This window comes from Alteromonas marina, from assembly GCF_000808575.1.
GTDB classification, from domain to species: domain Bacteria; phylum Pseudomonadota; class Gammaproteobacteria; order Enterobacterales; family Alteromonadaceae; genus Alteromonas; species Alteromonas marina_A.
On the sequence record NZ_JWLW01000003.1, the window covers coordinates 96,085 to 111,364 of the forward strand.

Genomic DNA, 15,280 nt, shown 5'->3' on the forward strand with positions numbered 1-15,280 from the left:
TAAGTCGTTACATTACGGTGCAGCGTTATTTTGTCGTTTTTAGCGTTTGCGATGAATGACATTTTTTCTGATGTTAAAGGCGTAGCACTCTCTCGCTATTGGTTCTTCGCACTTGAAGCCTGTCTTTTAAACGACTGTGTAATCCATCTATGTAAATACAAAGTAAGAATTACGGCGAAACATTAATCGATTACTCAGTATGCAAAACAGGAGTTAAATATGGCTAAGGACCACGGCAACCAAATTAAAAACGACGACACTTACGAAGCCCTTCGCGAGGAAGGCTATAGCAAAGAGAAGTCGGCGCGCATTGCCAATGCGCAAGCCAATAGCGAACAAACGCCTTCTAAAGATGGTGGAAAAGGCAAAAAGTACGAGGATCGCACTAAAGAGGAACTGTATCAAAAGGCCAAGGAAGTCGGCATTGAAGGTCGCTCTAACATGAGCAAAGACGAATTAATTGATGCGTTACGCAATCATTAGTGGCGGTGATGATTACGTTTTATCAGACACGCATAATTTGTGCATTTCATGGCAAACCTCAACTTCAAGTAAAGATCTACCGCCTCAATAGTAGGCGACTAGCTCTTCGCCCGCCCAATACATGACAATATTTCATGATAAAATGAAAATAAGTCATTTTTATTCATAGTTAAATCAACGTATAACGTGTTCATAGCTTTTACAGCAGTCTCACTACTCGGTTTAACTTTAGGAATAGAAGCGCATTCTCATGAACAACAACGTGAACACAGATTTCTCTTTTACTATTAACAGCGTTCAGTTTAATGAAGATTATCGCCCTTCAGACAACACACGCATCACCACCAACTTCGCCAATTTAGCTCGTGGTCAACGCCGCAAAGAAAATTTGCGCGATGCACTAAGCATGATAAACAACCGCTTTAATGCACTGGCTAGCTGGGATAATGAAAGTGGCGATCGCTATGCCGTCGAACTTGAAATTGTGTCGGTAGATATCGACGTTGAGGGTAACGGCAACACATTCCCAACTATCGAAATCTTACAAACCAATATCATTGACAAAAAAACGGGCAAGCGTACCCAAGGTATTGTGGGAAACAACTTCTCGTCTTATGTTCGCGATTATGACTTTAGCGTTCGCCTCTCTAATCACAATCGCGGCCAGTCTTCGTTCAGTGTCCCCACCGATTTTGGTGATCTGCACGGAAAGTTGTTTAAGTATTTCGTTAATTCAGAAGCCTATAAAGCACATTTTTCAAAGCTGCCGGTCATTTGTTTAAGCGTTTCCGACAATAAAACCTACCGTCGAACAGAAAATCAGCACCCCGTTTTAGGTGTTGAATATCAGCCTAATGAATCATCACTAACTGAACAATATTTCAAGAAGATGGGCTTAAACGTGCGCTATTTCATGCCACCAAACAGTGCTGCTCCTTTTGCATTTTATTTCTTTGGTGATTTGTTAAACGACTACACCAATTTAGAACTTATCAGCACAATTGCTACGATGGAGACCTTCCAGAAAATTTATCGCCCTGAGATTTATAACGCTAACGCCCAGGCAGGTTTAAGCTACAAACCAAACTTGAAAAATAGCGATCACTCAGTGACTCGCATTGTTTATGACCGTGAAGAGCGGACTCATCTAGCCGTTGAACAAGGCAAGTTCGTAGAAGAGAACTTTATAAAGCCTTATCAACACAAGTTAGCGCAATTCACAGCAAGCTACGCCTGATAAGTTCATTTTAATACTTGCGATATTCAAACCGCATACGTTGCGACACAAAACTATGATAAGGGCAGCACGTTCTGCCCTTCGCGCATCCATACAAATTATTGATTAGAAGAAAGCGAATTACATGAAAAAACTACTCCCCACTTCTATTGCAGGCAGTCTTCCAAAACCATCGTGGCTAGCACAGCCTGAAACCCTGTGGTCGCCGTGGAAGCTAGAAGATGAAGCATTAGAGGAAGGCAAAAAAGACGCGCTTCGCGTTACGCTTCAGGAACAAGCCCTATCAGGCATAGATATTGTGTGTGACGGTGAGCAAACCCGTCAGCATTTTGTAACTACCTTTATTGAGCACCTAGACGGTGTTGATTTTGAAAACCGTAAAACCGTACGTATTCGCAATCGCTACGACGCTAGCGTACCTGTCGTTACCCAAGCTGTTACACGGCCAAAATCAGTGTTCGTTGAAGACGCAAAGTTCTTAAGGAGCCAAACCGATCAGCCCATAAAGTGGGCGTTACCTGGCCCTATGACGATGGTTGATACGCTGTACGACGACCATTATAAAAGTCGCGAAAAACTTGCGTGGGAGTTTGCCAAAATACTAAACCAAGAGGCAAAGGAGCTTGAGGCTGCTGGTGTTGACATTATCCAGTTTGATGAACCTTCGTTTAACGTATTTTTCGATGAAGTCAATGAATGGGGTATTGCCGCATTAGAAAGAGCCATTGAAGGGCTTAAATGCGAAACTGCAGTGCACATTTGCTACGGATATGGCATCAAAGCTAATACCGACTGGAAGAAGACATTGGGCTCTGAGTGGCGACAATATGAGGAGAGCTTTCCTAAGCTAGCAAAATCCAATATTGATATGGTTTCTCTGGAGTGCCATAACTCTCATGTACCAATTGAGCTAATCTCGCTTCTTAAAGGCAAAAAAGTGATGGTGGGCGCTATTGATGTTGCAACTGACACAATAGAGACACCAGAAGAAGTAGCAGCTACATTACGTGAAGCATTAAAGTACGTGGATGCCGACAAACTCTACCCTTGTACAAACTGTGGTATGGCCCCTCTTTCTCGACAGGTTGCTCGAGGCAAGCTTGAGGCGCTCAGCGCTGGCGCTGAAATAGTAAGGCAGGAATTAGCTCAGAAGCTCAGTGCTTAATACGCCTCAAAACTTTTGTTAAGCAAGAGCATTTTGAAAGCGCACTAAAGCCCACATCAACGTGGGCTTTTTTATTTCTAGCGGTTAAAAAGAGTATCAGCGTTATTCTCATCTTTTCGACCTTATTTAAGGTTAACTCCCCCACATTATTTATAGTTTCCACAGAATCAAGGATAATTAAAAACATCATAAAGAAATAAGAGAGAAAATATAACACATAGAGAAGTAACGAATATTTAACTTATGAGCAACATTAGTAATTACCTGATTTAAAACAGCGACAAAACAACTATTATTCACGTTAAAAAAGAAACTTTAATATACACGGTTTAAATTTACTCAGTTAGTGCAATATACGAGCAAAAACCTTCTAACTCAAAATTAAACAAGCAAATGAAAAACAAGACGAAAACCGCTTAATAAGAGCTCTAAAAAGACACTTTTCGACCACATGGTCAATATAAAAACAATTATTGAACATTATTAATACAAAACTTAAAAATATTAATTAAACCTACTATTTATAAATTCTTTAAAATTAAGTTAACTCTTTCATAGCTAGAATTTAATTCACCGCAAAAAATTGATTTATTTAATACTAGATAATTAGAATGCGCGCCATTGCAACATAAGTAAAAACTACGCATGCAATTTGGCTAGCCCTTGCCTATTTACGGGGCGTTAACCAACAACAAGCACGTAAATCTAATTCACTAGGAACAATCCATGAAAAATATTGCAACTGCAGTTCAGTTAGCATTAGCAGGAAGTGTCGCGTTGACCTCAGGCAACGTTCTTGCACAGGACTCAACAAATGAAAGCGCTGACGTTGAAAAAATTCAGGTCACCGGTTCTCGTATCTCTCGTCAGGGCGCTATCGCTCCATCACCAGTAACAGCCATTTCTGGTGAGTCACTTCTTAATTCAGGTGCGATGAACATTGGTGAGGTGCTTAATGAGCTTCCTTCACTTGCAAACACATTCTCATTGGGTAATTCAGGTCAATTTATTGGAACTGCTGGTCTAAATATTCTTGACCTACGTGGTATGGGTACTGACCGCACGTTAGTATTGGTAGACGGTAAACGTCACGTATCTTCTTCAGCTGGTTCTGCAGCGGTTGATACCAACACCATCCCTACTTCATGGATTGAGCGCGTAGAAATCGTTACTGGCGGTGCTTCTGCGGTTTATGGTGCAGATGCAGTAACTGGTGTTGTTAACTTCATTCTTAAAAAGAACATTGAAGGTTTCGACGTGAGTGCGACGCAAGGCTTTGCACAGGAAAACGGTTATAAGAACGACAAATACCAAGCATCATACGGCTTTAACTTCGACAATGATCGCGGCAACATTGCTTTTGCAGCCGAATACAGCTCACAAGAAGCTTTAGAGGCCCTTGACAACCCTTGGACTGCAACGTCGTATCGTAATATGAGCTTTGAAAGCATCATGGGATACGAGCGCAGTGAAGACCAGTTAAATTCAACGGCATTTCCTGACAACTTTTACACTGCTAATGCGGGCTACTACACACTAAACAACTCTGGCGTTTTTGGCGGCAACTTTCAGACTTTCAACGCTGACGGTTCAATTCGCGAAATCTACACCGGTGACCAAGTAGACGGTGCGTTCTGCGCAAACTGTGATTCGTTTAACCTGCGCCAGTTTACGCAGCTTCAGCCTGAGTTTGATCGTACTAACCTAAATGTAAAAGGTAACTACGAGCTAAACGACGACACCACAGTGTATGCACAGGCTAAGTACGCGCGTACTCGTGCAATTACAATGGGCCAGCCTGCTTTCTTCTATGGCGGCTCAGAGACAACCATTTATCGTAACAATGCCTTTCTAGATGATAGCGTTGCCGCATATATGGATGAAAATGAACTAGACAGCATTCAGCTTAACCGCATGATGACTGACCTAGGGCGCCGCATCGAAGCAGACGAGCGTGAAACTTACCGCTACGTGCTAGGTATCGAAGGCTACATTGGTGACGAGTGGAACTACGAGGCATTTGTAAACTACGGCAAAACTGAATTAGAGCGTGAGAACCGCAACAACCTTGTTTTGCAAAACTTCGAGAATGCACTTAACGCAATAACTGACGGCGATGGAAACATTGTTTGTGCGTCAGGTAGTGATGACGGCTGTGTACCGTTGAACATTATGGGCTTTGGTCAGCCTTCACAAGAAGCAATTGACTACGTCAATACTACATCAGTTGGCACAAGCAAAATTGAACAATACAACGCTGGCGCAACCATCGCAAACTCTGGTATTTATGAATTACCTGCAGGATACGTTGGCTTTGCAGCCGGTGTTGAATATCGCAAAGAAAAAAGCGAAATTGAAGAACCTGATAATGCAGCGGGTACTTTTTTCAACACTCTAGGTGAAGATAAAGGCGATTACGATGTATCAGAAGTATTTACTGAAGTTACTATTCCACTACTTGCCGATCTCCCTGGCGTAGAAATGCTGACATTTGATACTGCGGCGCGGATTGCCAACTACTCTTCGATTGGCAACGCGAAAAGCTGGAAGCTTGGTCTAGATTGGAAAGTGTATGAAGATTTACGTCTACGTGCGACAAAATCATCTGCACTACGCGCGCCGAACATCGGTGAACTTTATGGTGAAGCAAGCCAAACCTTCTTCCGCGTAGACGATCCATGTCGTACAGACAACCTTGCTGACTTAGCCAACGCCGACCAACGCATTGCAAACTGTGCAGCGTTAGGTATCCCTGCAGATTTCAACTCTGATTACGACTCAGCAACGCTAGAGGGCGTAAACGGTGGAAACATCGACTTGCAAGCGGAGAGCTCAATCTCTAAAACACTAGGTGTTGTCTATACTCCTAGCTGGTTTGAAGGCTTTACCGCTACTGTTGACTACTGGGAAATCGAGCTGACAGACGCGATTTCGTCTATTGACGGCCAAACAATATTGGATCGCTGTGTTGACTCTGAGTCGGGTATTAACAACGTATACTGTGGCCTTATCGACCGTGATGGAACTACCGGTGAAATCACTCAGATTCGTAGCTATGCATTGAACATCGCGGGTCAAGAAGCCAAGGGTATCGACTTCGAACTAGGATATGATTTCGACGCGCTAGAAGGCGCATTCCGTACTAGCTTGATTGCGACTTACCTTAAAGACCGCAAAGAATTCCCATTCCAAGATAACCCTGAGGTATTCTATCAGTACGCAGGTACGGCAGGTGAATCTGATTGGCAGGGTGTATTCACCATCAACTATAGCCGTGGTGATTGGGAAGCAAGCTGGAAAACTCGCTACCTAGAACGTTCAAGCCTTTACGACAACCAAGAGTTAGCGCATAACCCAAATCCGAGCAACCGTATGGAACTGCCTTCATACGCTGTGACTGACGTGACCGCGGGTTACAACTTTGCTAACGGTGTTAGCCTAACCGTGGGTATTGATAACCTGTTTAATCGTGCGCTACCGACAGGCACGACAGGCACGGGTTCAATAGACGGCGCGTACGACAACATTGGCCGCTTCGGATACGTTACCGTAGCGTACAAAATGTAATTTACGTAATATTGAACAATGATAAAAACGGCGCTTATTAGCGCCGTTTTTTTATTATAAAGTTAACATGACGTCATTTTATCGCTATATAAACGTCTATATGGTTGCCATTCACATAGTGCTCGAAGTCTATTGAAAACGTCCTTTCATACTCGGCACCTCCTTCTGTGAAATAGCGCCAAATATCGCTCCATGCATCAATGGCAATTTGCGGCATTTCACCTTGTCGCGAAAAAACGAGATACTTTCCTGCGGGAATAGTGATGTGCTCAACCTTTAAATGTTCGGGCACTGAGTCACCGTCAAACCCAGCCAACACGGAAAAGTCACCGGAAAGATCGGATTCGTAGTTGAAATACACGCCATACACTCGCTCGCCGCCTTTATAGTCAACAGCTATCGAATTATCAAACCTTTGCCAAAGTGTGGGTATCTTTCCCAGTGGTGAGAATTCAGTGTGATTATTGGTAATCACCGAAAAGCCTTTAATATTTATCGGTGAAGAGAGTTGTCGCATTTCCATGTCTTTATTCCATTTATTTGTGCGAGATAATCATGATACACGCTTGTGCTTTGCCCACCATTCAGATCTTGGTTATTTCACTTACTTTTTATGTGTATTCTAACTGCAAAGTAAAAGGCTCATTGGTTTAAAATAATGAAACTAGCTGTTATCACCTTTTAATTTTCAATACTTTCCCTTATCAACGAGCATTTCAGTTTTAGAACAAATATAATCCTGTTTTGTCTCATCCAGGTTGCAATATATTGTGAATCAAAGTTTTTTACTTGCCATAGTCGCAGTGCTTCTGGCGATGGTAACCATACAGTCTGGTGCATCGTTTGCGAAGCAACTCTTTCCTATCGTCGGCCCTGAAGGCACCAGTGCTCTTCGTGCGTTTTTCGCCGCGTTGGTGTTAACAATAATTTTTAGGCCTTGGAGAGCGCGCTTGAGCGCGAAAGGATGGCGTAACGTTATTTTCTACGGCGCTTGCTTAGGCGCAATGAATATCATCTTCTATCTTGCGATTGAGCGTATTCCCCTTGGCATAGGTGTTGCGCTTGAGTTCACCGGGCCATTGGCCGTGGCATTTTTTAGTGCCAGAAAAAAGAGAGACTTTGCTTGGGCTATTTTAGCCGTTGCAGGCGTTTGTTTGCTGCTTCCCGATATTGGCGGCGCGTCGGCCGAGAGCTTAGATCCCGTCGGCGTTATTCTTGCCCTTACAGCCGGAGCGTTTTGGGCCGGTTATATCGTATTTGGAAACAAAACAGGCAACGAAGGTTCTGGCGGTGTTACGGTAACATTAGGCATGCTAGTAGCAGCTATCTGTGTAGTGCCTATTGGCGTTGCAAGTCAAGGTATCGCCTTACTCTCGCCACAGGCTATTTTCATCGGGGTCGCTGTAGGCGTATTCTCGTCGGCTATCCCGTATACGTTAGAAATGAGTGCAATGCGCAATATGCCTAAGCAAACCTTCAGCATTATGATGAGTGTTGAGCCTGCCGTTGCAGCCATAGCGGCGTTCATCATTATTGATGAAACCCTCACGCTTTCCCAATGGTTTGCAGTGGCTTTAGTCGTTATTGCTACCGCCGGGAGTTCAGCTACGCAAAAACAACTACCCAAACAAAAACAAGTTGAAACCCTTTCCTAGGGCCTGTTGACCTTTGGTGTACGAATTTTGGTCTAAATGGAAGCCTTTTAATCGCGAAACAGTCCTGCAAGCCTAGCGAGCTAAGTTAAAGGACTGTGACAAAGAGTAAAAGGCTTCCATAACGACCCCTTCGGGCAGCGCCTTTGTGCCATCTATACTGCGTTGAATGTTTTCGATTTAGAACCACTAAACCGTCAAACATCCGCCTTGTCTAGATGGCACACAGACCGCTGCAAAAATGTACAACAAAGGTCAACAGGCCCTAGGGTTTCAAACTTTCTTTACTTTTTTACCATCCTTATTTTCCCCCTTTTTGAACTCAGGTCTTATTCTTTTCGTTAAACAACTAAGTTAATAGTTGATTTAGTGGCTTAGGGAATAATTATGAAACATTATGCGGTAAACACAGAAGTAGAATGGGAATGGGGAAACGGTAGTGCAACGGGAAATATCAGAGAAAAATTTACCAATGATGTAGAGCGCACGATTAAGGGTTCGTCGGTTAAACGAGAGGCTAGCGACAGCGACCCAGCCTATCTCATTGAACAGGACGACGGTAGCAAAGTGCTAAAATCTCACAGCGAAATTACGAAGTCGTCTTAATCTGTTGATTAATAAACCTAAACAAAAAATGCAGCGTTCTTTTTTCACTGATAGCGATGTCGTCAATATAGCAAAGACGCTCATTGGTAACGTCCTGTTTAGTAATGTCGACGGCGTACTAACCGGGGGAACGATAACAGAAACGGAAGCCTACCGTGGTCATCAGGATCTTGCCATGGAAAAACACCTGTTGCGGCGCCCTTCTTCGATATCAACACTTAAAAAGCAAGGCGGCGTTGCTTACATCTACACCATTTATGGTTCTCACAGTATGTTGAATATTGTTACAAATGACGCTGACCACACTGATTCAGTTCTGATCCGAAAAATTAAGCCTACAGAAGGTGTAGACAAAATGCGTGAACGTCGCGGCGTGAACACATCATTGCGTAATCTATGTGACGGTCCAGCTAAGCTGACACAAGCTCTTGCGATAACACCTGCGCTTAATGGTGAGCCTGTAGTGAATAACACTTTGATTTGGATTGAGGAAAGTAACCATGCCATTGCTAGTAAACATATCATTAGTTCGCATCGCATTGGCATAGACTACGCAAAAGACGATCAAACCGGTAAGCTAGGTGCACGGGATGACACAACCTTGCCTTGGCGGTTCACGCTTAAGTAGCGCACCTCAATTGAAACTACTTCGCAAAAGCGAAAGTCAGCTTGCAGTCGATGTATTTGAGCAATTTGTTTACCACCCTTGGCACGGCAATATCACCGTTAGCAATTTTTGATTCAACATAAATATCGCAGTCATCATATTGAATTTGCTGGCGAATAACGTAATCGTTGAGTTCGTCAAACAGGCTTTCTTTTAAAGGCACCATGCCAATGAACGCACCTGAGCCTTTTTCATCTACAAATTCTTCACGCTTACTAAAGTAAGCGCCTTCAATTTCTCGTTTTAGCGTATACGCCTGCATGGCATCTAATTTTGTTAAGCGAAAGTGCACGCTAGTTTGGGAGTCTGTCACTGGTTATCTCGGTTTTTCTTGAAGTTTATCTAAATGGCTACTGCTTTATTTCCACTTTCCAAGGCGGGCTCACTCTATTCTCTCCTGCCCAGTACAGCTTTATTTTGTTGCCAGATGGATCGCTTAAAATGGCCTCTTTCCAAAGGTAGCGCTGCTGCGTTGGCGGCTGCTCAAAACGAATACCTTTTTCCACAAGAGAGGTATACAGCTCGTCTAGCGCCTCATGTTCGAAATAAATCACACTGTGATTTTGAGCACTTTCGCTTTCTAAAGAGAGCGAAAAAGTGGACGAGCCTTCAGGACAGGTGAATCTGGCATAATGCGATGTATCTACAATTTGAGTGAACCCAAGTGTAAGGTAAAACTCTACCGCTTCGACCATATTGGTAACGGGTAACGTAACTTGGTTCAATTCCATGAAGACCTGCTCCTTGTATTTGTATTGTTTGCGCTAGATTTAATCGTCGCGTCCTAGATGAGCGTGAATAGCTATGATTTTATCGTTACACTATCAAAAATAACGTGGCTGCTGTGGCCGCGCCCATTGTAAGGTTAAACTGCCGTCTTCGAGTTGGCGAACTCAACCACACGCGTATTTTTGCGCCTACCGCTGCCCAAAGCGAGATGCTTGGAAAACCAATCACGGTAAAAGCGGTAACAATCGCAATACCAGATTGAATGTAGTGCTCGCCAGGCAGTGAAAACGTGCCTACGCTGGCTAACGCCATCATCCATGCTTTAGGGTTAATTAACTGAAATAATGCCCCTTCCCACCACTTGAGCGGCCCTTGGCGTTTGGTCGACTTAATTTTGTTTTCTACTAGGCCTACTGGCTCATCTACGGGGCCAGTGGCAATTTTGAACGCTAACCATAACAGATATCCCACGCCAAGCACTTTTAGCACACTGTACAGTACGGGAAATATGTTGAACAGCGCACCAACGCCAAGCAGTGTGCCTATCATTAAACCTGCAACACCAATTACAATACCCAGCATGTGCGGCAGCGAACGTTTATAACCGTATTGTGCTCCAGAAGCCAATAGCATCATATTATTCGGGCCAGGCGTTACCGTACTGATGAACGCGAATGTCGCAAGCGCGATGAGTAAAGATGTTTCCATGACAGTCCTTATGTGTTGAGGTGAGCAATGCGTTTCTTTAAAAGAAAGGGGCCGGTTAACCAAACGCTTGTTTTTCACCAACACAATACAATCATATTTTTGTATGCATCATACCCAAACACACTTAAAAACAGCCATACAGTTTAGTCATTGTAACGTCTGTATGGTAGTAATTTCACCAATCTGTATGGTTAAAAGCTCCTGTCAATTAAGATATAGTCATCTGTATGAAAATGACTTCATAAGAATAAATATTGCGATGACGCTTTACGAAACATTAGCCAATGAACTTAAAGCCCAAATCGAGCGTGGTGTTTTTGAGGTGGGGAACAAGTTACCTTCGGTTAGGCAGCTGTCAACAGAACATGGAGTGAGTATCGCCACCGTACAAGAAGCATATCGAGTATTGGAAGCTCAGCAGCTGGTAGAGGCAAAACCTAAATCAGGTTATTTTGTCGCCCGTAGTGTATTAATAGATAATCCCCCTAGCATGACGAAGCCACCGCAACGCCCTATGGATGTGTCTCAATGGGAAGACGTGTTAGACACTTTGCTGAATACCTTCAATAAAGATCATGACGCTAAAACCCTGTGCCAGTTTCAGCATGCCATGCCCAACATGACTGCCAAAACCCTTAAACCGCTTATAAAACGCCTGCATGAACTCACCAAACATCGAGCGTTGGACGGCATGATATACGGTGACGTAAAAGGTGATGAAACTCTGCGAAAACAGCTAAGCCGATTGGCCGCAGCATCTGGCTGTGTGTTGCAAAGCGACGAATTCATTGTGACTTCTGGCTGCCAGGAAGCCTTATCTGTGTGCCTTCGCGCGGTGGCGAGCGCCGGCGATGTGATAGCGGTAGAATCCCCAGGGTTCTACGGTGCTATGCAAGCTATAAAAGGCGCTGAATTAAAAGCGTTAGAGATCCCCACCGACTCTGAAAAAGGACTGAGTTTAGAGGCATTAAAGCTAGCCCTTGATCAATGGCCGATCAAGGCCATTTTAGTCGCCCCAACGGTAAATAACCCTCAAGGATTTGTTATGCCTGAGGCGAAAAAGAAAGCGTTATATGAATTGGCCAGAGAGTACGACGTAGCCATTATAGAGGACGACATTTACGGCGATATTGCCTACGCCTACCCTCGTCCAAAAACCATTAAATCGTTCGATAAAGATGGGCGCGTTTTACTGTGCTCCTCGTTTTCAAAAACGCTAGCGCCTGGTTTTCGCGTGGGTTGGATAGCGCCGGGAAGCTATAAAAATAAAGTGCTCCACGTTAAATATGTCAGTAGCTCCATGTGTCCTACTCTACCCCAATTAGCTATAGCCAGTTTCATTGAGCAAGGCGGTTATGACAAACATATTCGGGCTATGCGTCACCATTACCTAAGTGCACGAGACGCACTACGTTCAGACATTAAGCGTTACTCTCCCGCCGACACCCGTATTAGCTACCCTCAAGGGGGCTATGTGCTTTGGGTAGAGCTAAACAGCCGTTATGACTCCGTGACGCTGGCTGACGAAGCCAAGCAAAAAGGAATTTATGTCGCGCCAGGGCAGCTATTTTCGGCAACAGGTAAGTATCGACATTGCCTGCGTTTTAATTTCATTGATAGTACGCAGGCTGCGCGCACCGAAGCTATTCAGCGTCTTGGTGAGATGCTTGTTGCACAAGACGCCTAATTATTTATACAAAAGGCGTAAACCCAAGGGCAGTTGATCCACATCAACGCAGGCTAGCCGTAAGTCCACCAAAATAAAACCATCCAAACTAACCTGTGAAACTTTGTATGCTTACGTTAGTGAATAATACAGATGCGAATGATGACATTGTGCCTGAAGCACACGGACTATACCGTCTGCATTTAAAGCCTAACACGCAAATGGCGATAGAGAACAAGCCCGTTTTCGGTGCGAACATTACCCTGCATAGCAGTGTTTTAAAGCATGATAATTTTGTGGCGACACCAGATAATATATTAGGTTGGCTGGATCACTGCGGTTTGTCACACTTTGCAGTGAAAGCCGAGACCGACAATTCAGAAAGTGAAGACACGTCTGTACTTTTGCCTTCACAGTTTTTAAATGCCGAAGGCGGAATTTTGCGTGTAACTGCCCCCACCCGTATTTATCTAATCAGCAAAACCCCTATTGATATTAACAAACGCGGCCTGTGCCTTTTTACGCCAGTGAAATAACCACACAGAAATGTACTCTGACCCCCAAATTTTTGGGGTCAGAGTACATTTATTTCTATTCAGTCTCTGGGGTGGCGTTTGATGTGCTCTCTAGTTGCAAGCTTATTGCCTCAGAAAGCCCGGAATAACGCTTATCCACCCGTTGAACCATGTGAGTAAATGTTGCGTTGTCAGAAATAATTAAGCAGCCGTCTTTAGCTCGGGTTAACCCTGTGTATACTAAGCCTCGATGAAATAAATTGGCGGCTTTTTCGCTATCAGGCTTAGGTAGAATAAGTACAACATGGTTAAACTCAGAGCCCTGAGATTTATGTATGGTCATGGCGTACACAGTTTCAAACTGCGGTACTCTTGATAGCGATATGCTGCGCAACGCTTGCTTTTGCTCTAGCCTATTGTCAGCACTGTCTCCCGCAATTGCCGAAGCTTTCTGACTTGAACCGTTTTGACCTGAAGCTTGGCTGTCCTGGTAAAACCACGCATATAGCTTTCCTTTGCTGTCAGGCCAGATTACACCAACCTCACCGTTTGATAGTCGCTGTGGGTGATGATTCTTTACAATCATAATGGGCTGACCTTGATAGAAATGCCCTTCCCGCTTTCTGATTTTGTGCTTGATAGCATCGAACACCAAATTATTCAGGCCTTCTACGCCCATTGCGCCTTTGCGGACCGGGGTTAGCCACCTAACCACATTCAGGCGATTAAGCGCTTCTTCGGCACTCCCAGCATCAAAAATAGGTAAGAAGCTTTCTTTGGCCAACTGGTGTAAATCACGGCCGCTAACCTGGTACTCTGGCCATAGGTAAACGCCAGATTGTAGGCGTGATGCAGTGTTTGAACCAAGACCCGCACTTTCGTTATTGTCGCTAGCCTTTTCGGTAATAGCGGCAAGTGCGCCTCTTGCATCACCTCGCTGTATGGCCGTTGCAACTTTTGCCACCTGCCCCTTGAAGCGCTGAGGTGCTTGAAGAGTTGCTACATAACTTTTGGCCTGCTCATCAACTGGTAACAAAGGCAAATGCGGGCATAGCGTAGCAATGTGCTGACGCATTGACGATGGCACGCCACCTAAAGAAAATCTTTCATCAAGACTATTTGAACTAGGTGAGGAATGTGCGCTGTTTGTGCCATCAGGCATATTTTTGTTTTCGTCAAAACTTGCTGCCTCGGTACTAACTAGCTGCTCTAACACGTTGCCAAGTTCAACTGCTGGAAGCTGGTCGGCATCACCGATAATATAAAGTCGCGCATGGTCTGGCAATGCTCGTACTATGCGCGTCATTAGCGCTAAGTCAACCATACTTGCTTCATCGACAATGAGTACATCTGCTGCCAATTGATTGTGCTGATTGAACTTAGTCGATACACCGTGCTCGCGCAATCCTAGTAATCTATGTAGCGTCACAGCATCGGTAGGCACGTTGTTAAGCACTGCGTCGTCCAACTTGCCGCGAAGCCCGTCTATGCTGTTCATGATAGATTCGGTCATACGCTGTTGCGCTTTACCTGTAGGGGCCGCCAGCACAATTTTTAAGTTTTCATCGCAAGCCTGTAATGCCAATAATAAACGCAATACGGTATAGGTTTTACCTGTTCCTGGCCCACCGTTTATAACGCAAAAGCGTTGCATCAGGCTTTTCGCCACCGCTATTTGCTGCCAGTCTTGCTGATCGGTTGTTTCGGTAGGAAAGATAGCGGGCCAAAGTTGCTTTACTTTTTCGCTAGCTTCATCACTTAAGGGCGTAAGCGCAGCTCGTTTTACAACATTGCGCGCTACTTCTTGTTCAAATTCATAATAGCGACGGCTGTACAGCTTGCCGTTGCTATAGACAAACAGTTGAGCCACCTGCTCGTTACTCAGCGCGCTTTTTACAATTCTAAGTAACGGCGTTAGTTGTGGCACGTCAACACCTGCTTTGGGCGCTTCTTCCTGCTCGGTTTGTTCAACCAGCGTCAGTGAAGCAGCGGCCGCCCCGTTACTGCTATGCTCATTCGTTTCAACCGCCAAGGCTGCCTCTTGTTCTGCGACTACCTCTTTAAAAAGCGTCGTACCCGCTATGTCTTTAAGATAGATACAGCTGTGGCCATTGCGCTGCATATACGACAAGTATGCTAAGATCCCAGCCCAAATAAACTGTTCTTCTTGCTCCAGTTCATCAATAAAGCCAAATTCTTTTGCGACAAATTTGTCGATCGCCTCGATGCCAAACAAGTTATCAAAAAATGACGGTACAGAGTGTTGATTGCTTTTCATTATTTTC

The 15,280-nt window shown here is 44.3% G+C and carries 14 protein-coding genes; 9 read left to right on the plus strand and 5 right to left on the minus strand.

What is annotated here, in order from left to right:
- The first annotated feature begins 219 nt into the window (after window positions 1–219).
- The 4 genes from RJ41_RS02000 to RJ41_RS02015 all read left to right on the plus strand — a co-directional run bounded on the left by RJ41_RS02000 (window position 220) and on the right by RJ41_RS02015 (window position 6,452).
- Window positions 220–483: a DUF7218 family protein gene (locus RJ41_RS02000; protein ID WP_014949788.1), complete on the plus strand. Its 264-nt coding sequence runs from the start codon at window positions 220–222 to the stop codon at window positions 481–483.
- A gap of 262 nt (window positions 484–745) precedes the next feature.
- Complete coding sequence (locus RJ41_RS02005; protein ID WP_014949789.1) at window positions 746–1,720, plus strand: DUF1852 domain-containing protein; 975 nt, start codon at window positions 746–748, stop codon at window positions 1,718–1,720.
- A 124-nt stretch (window positions 1,721–1,844) separates the two neighbouring features.
- A complete protein-coding gene (locus RJ41_RS02010) occupies window positions 1,845–2,885 on the plus strand; it encodes a methionine synthase (protein WP_039216499.1) in 1,041 nt (346 codons plus the stop codon).
- Between the two features lie 726 nt (window positions 2,886–3,611).
- Window positions 3,612–6,452, plus strand: a complete 2,841-nt coding sequence (locus RJ41_RS02015; RefSeq protein ID WP_039216500.1) for a TonB-dependent receptor plug domain-containing protein — start codon at window positions 3,612–3,614, stop codon at window positions 6,450–6,452.
- 73 nt (window positions 6,453–6,525) lie between these two features.
- Here RJ41_RS02015 and RJ41_RS02020 read toward each other — a convergent pair whose 3' ends face one another.
- Window positions 6,526–6,975, minus strand: a complete 450-nt coding sequence (locus RJ41_RS02020) for a GyrI-like domain-containing protein (protein ID WP_039216501.1) — start codon at window positions 6,973–6,975, stop codon at window positions 6,526–6,528.
- Between the two features lie 247 nt (window positions 6,976–7,222).
- Between RJ41_RS02020 and RJ41_RS02025 the strand changes: the two genes are divergently transcribed.
- The 3 genes from RJ41_RS02025 to RJ41_RS02035 all read left to right on the plus strand — a co-directional run bounded on the left by RJ41_RS02025 (window position 7,223) and on the right by RJ41_RS02035 (window position 9,338).
- A complete protein-coding gene (locus RJ41_RS02025; protein ID WP_039216502.1) occupies window positions 7,223–8,107 on the plus strand; it encodes an EamA family transporter in 885 nt (294 codons plus the stop codon).
- A 384-nt stretch (window positions 8,108–8,491) separates the two neighbouring features.
- The gene (locus RJ41_RS02030; protein WP_014949794.1) at window positions 8,492–8,710 is read left to right on the plus strand and encodes a hypervirulence associated TUDOR domain-containing protein; all 219 of its coding nucleotides are present in this window, start codon (window positions 8,492–8,494) and stop codon (window positions 8,708–8,710) included.
- A 28-nt stretch (window positions 8,711–8,738) separates the two neighbouring features.
- Window positions 8,739–9,338, plus strand: a complete 600-nt coding sequence (locus RJ41_RS02035) for a DNA-3-methyladenine glycosylase (RefSeq protein WP_039216646.1) — start codon at window positions 8,739–8,741, stop codon at window positions 9,336–9,338.
- 16 nt (window positions 9,339–9,354) lie between these two features.
- On the opposite strand, the gene RJ41_RS18670 is transcribed toward RJ41_RS02035, so the two are convergent.
- The 3 genes from RJ41_RS18670 to RJ41_RS02050 all read right to left on the minus strand — a co-directional run bounded on the left by RJ41_RS18670 (window position 9,355) and on the right by RJ41_RS02050 (window position 10,814).
- A complete protein-coding gene (locus RJ41_RS18670; RefSeq protein WP_014979563.1) occupies window positions 9,355–9,690 on the minus strand; it encodes a hypothetical protein in 336 nt (111 codons plus the stop codon).
- A 37-nt stretch (window positions 9,691–9,727) separates the two neighbouring features.
- Window positions 9,728–10,108: a VOC family protein gene (locus RJ41_RS02045; RefSeq protein WP_039216505.1), complete on the minus strand. Its 381-nt coding sequence runs from the start codon at window positions 10,106–10,108 to the stop codon at window positions 9,728–9,730.
- Window positions 10,109–10,193: 85 nt separating this feature from the next.
- Window positions 10,194–10,814: a LysE family translocator gene (locus RJ41_RS02050; RefSeq protein ID WP_039216506.1), complete on the minus strand. Its 621-nt coding sequence runs from the start codon at window positions 10,812–10,814 to the stop codon at window positions 10,194–10,196.
- Window positions 10,815–11,073: 259 nt separating this feature from the next.
- On the opposite strand from RJ41_RS02050, the gene RJ41_RS02055 reads away from it, so the two are divergent.
- Both RJ41_RS02055 and RJ41_RS02060 read left to right on the plus strand, forming a co-directional pair.
- Window positions 11,074–12,501 carry an aminotransferase-like domain-containing protein gene (locus RJ41_RS02055; RefSeq protein ID WP_039216509.1) on the plus strand — a complete coding sequence of 476 codons (1,428 nt, stop codon included), beginning with the start codon at window positions 11,074–11,076 and terminating at the stop codon, window positions 12,499–12,501.
- Between the two features lie 107 nt (window positions 12,502–12,608).
- Window positions 12,609–13,016: a hypothetical protein gene (locus tag RJ41_RS02060; RefSeq protein WP_039216512.1), complete on the plus strand. Its 408-nt coding sequence runs from the start codon at window positions 12,609–12,611 to the stop codon at window positions 13,014–13,016.
- Between the two features lie 55 nt (window positions 13,017–13,071).
- On the opposite strand, the gene recD is transcribed toward RJ41_RS02060, so the two are convergent.
- Window positions 13,072–15,273, minus strand: coding sequence for an exodeoxyribonuclease V subunit alpha (gene recD, locus RJ41_RS02065; RefSeq protein ID WP_039216514.1), 2,202 nt, complete (start codon window positions 15,271–15,273; stop codon window positions 13,072–13,074).
- Between the last annotated feature and the right edge of the window lie 7 nt (window positions 15,274–15,280).

Bases quoted from the DNA above. Each gene is read 5' to 3' on its own strand.
- RJ41_RS02000 (WP_014949788.1), top strand. From the start codon at position 220: ATGGCTAAGGACCACGGCAACCAAATTAAAAACGACGACACTTACGAA.
- RJ41_RS02010 (WP_039216499.1), top strand. From the start codon at position 1,845: ATGAAAAAACTACTCCCCACTTCTATTGCAGGCAGTCTTCCAAAACCA.
- RJ41_RS02015 (WP_039216500.1), top strand. From the start codon at position 3,612: ATGAAAAATATTGCAACTGCAGTTCAGTTAGCATTAGCAGGAAGTGTC.
- RJ41_RS02020 (WP_039216501.1), bottom strand. From the start codon at position 6,975: ATGGAAATGCGACAACTCTCTTCACCGATAAATATTAAAGGCTTTTCG.
- RJ41_RS02030 (WP_014949794.1), top strand. From the start codon at position 8,492: ATGAAACATTATGCGGTAAACACAGAAGTAGAATGGGAATGGGGAAAC.
- RJ41_RS02035 (WP_039216646.1), top strand. From the start codon at position 8,739: ATGCAGCGTTCTTTTTTCACTGATAGCGATGTCGTCAATATAGCAAAG.
- RJ41_RS02045 (WP_039216505.1), bottom strand. From the start codon at position 10,108: ATGGAATTGAACCAAGTTACGTTACCCGTTACCAATATGGTCGAAGCG.
- RJ41_RS02050 (WP_039216506.1), bottom strand. From the start codon at position 10,814: ATGGAAACATCTTTACTCATCGCGCTTGCGACATTCGCGTTCATCAGT.
- RJ41_RS02055 (WP_039216509.1), top strand. From the start codon at position 11,074: ATGACGCTTTACGAAACATTAGCCAATGAACTTAAAGCCCAAATCGAG.
- RJ41_RS02060 (WP_039216512.1), top strand. From the start codon at position 12,609: ATGCTTACGTTAGTGAATAATACAGATGCGAATGATGACATTGTGCCT.
- recD (WP_039216514.1), bottom strand. From the start codon at position 15,273: ATGAAAAGCAATCAACACTCTGTACCGTCATTTTTTGATAACTTGTTT.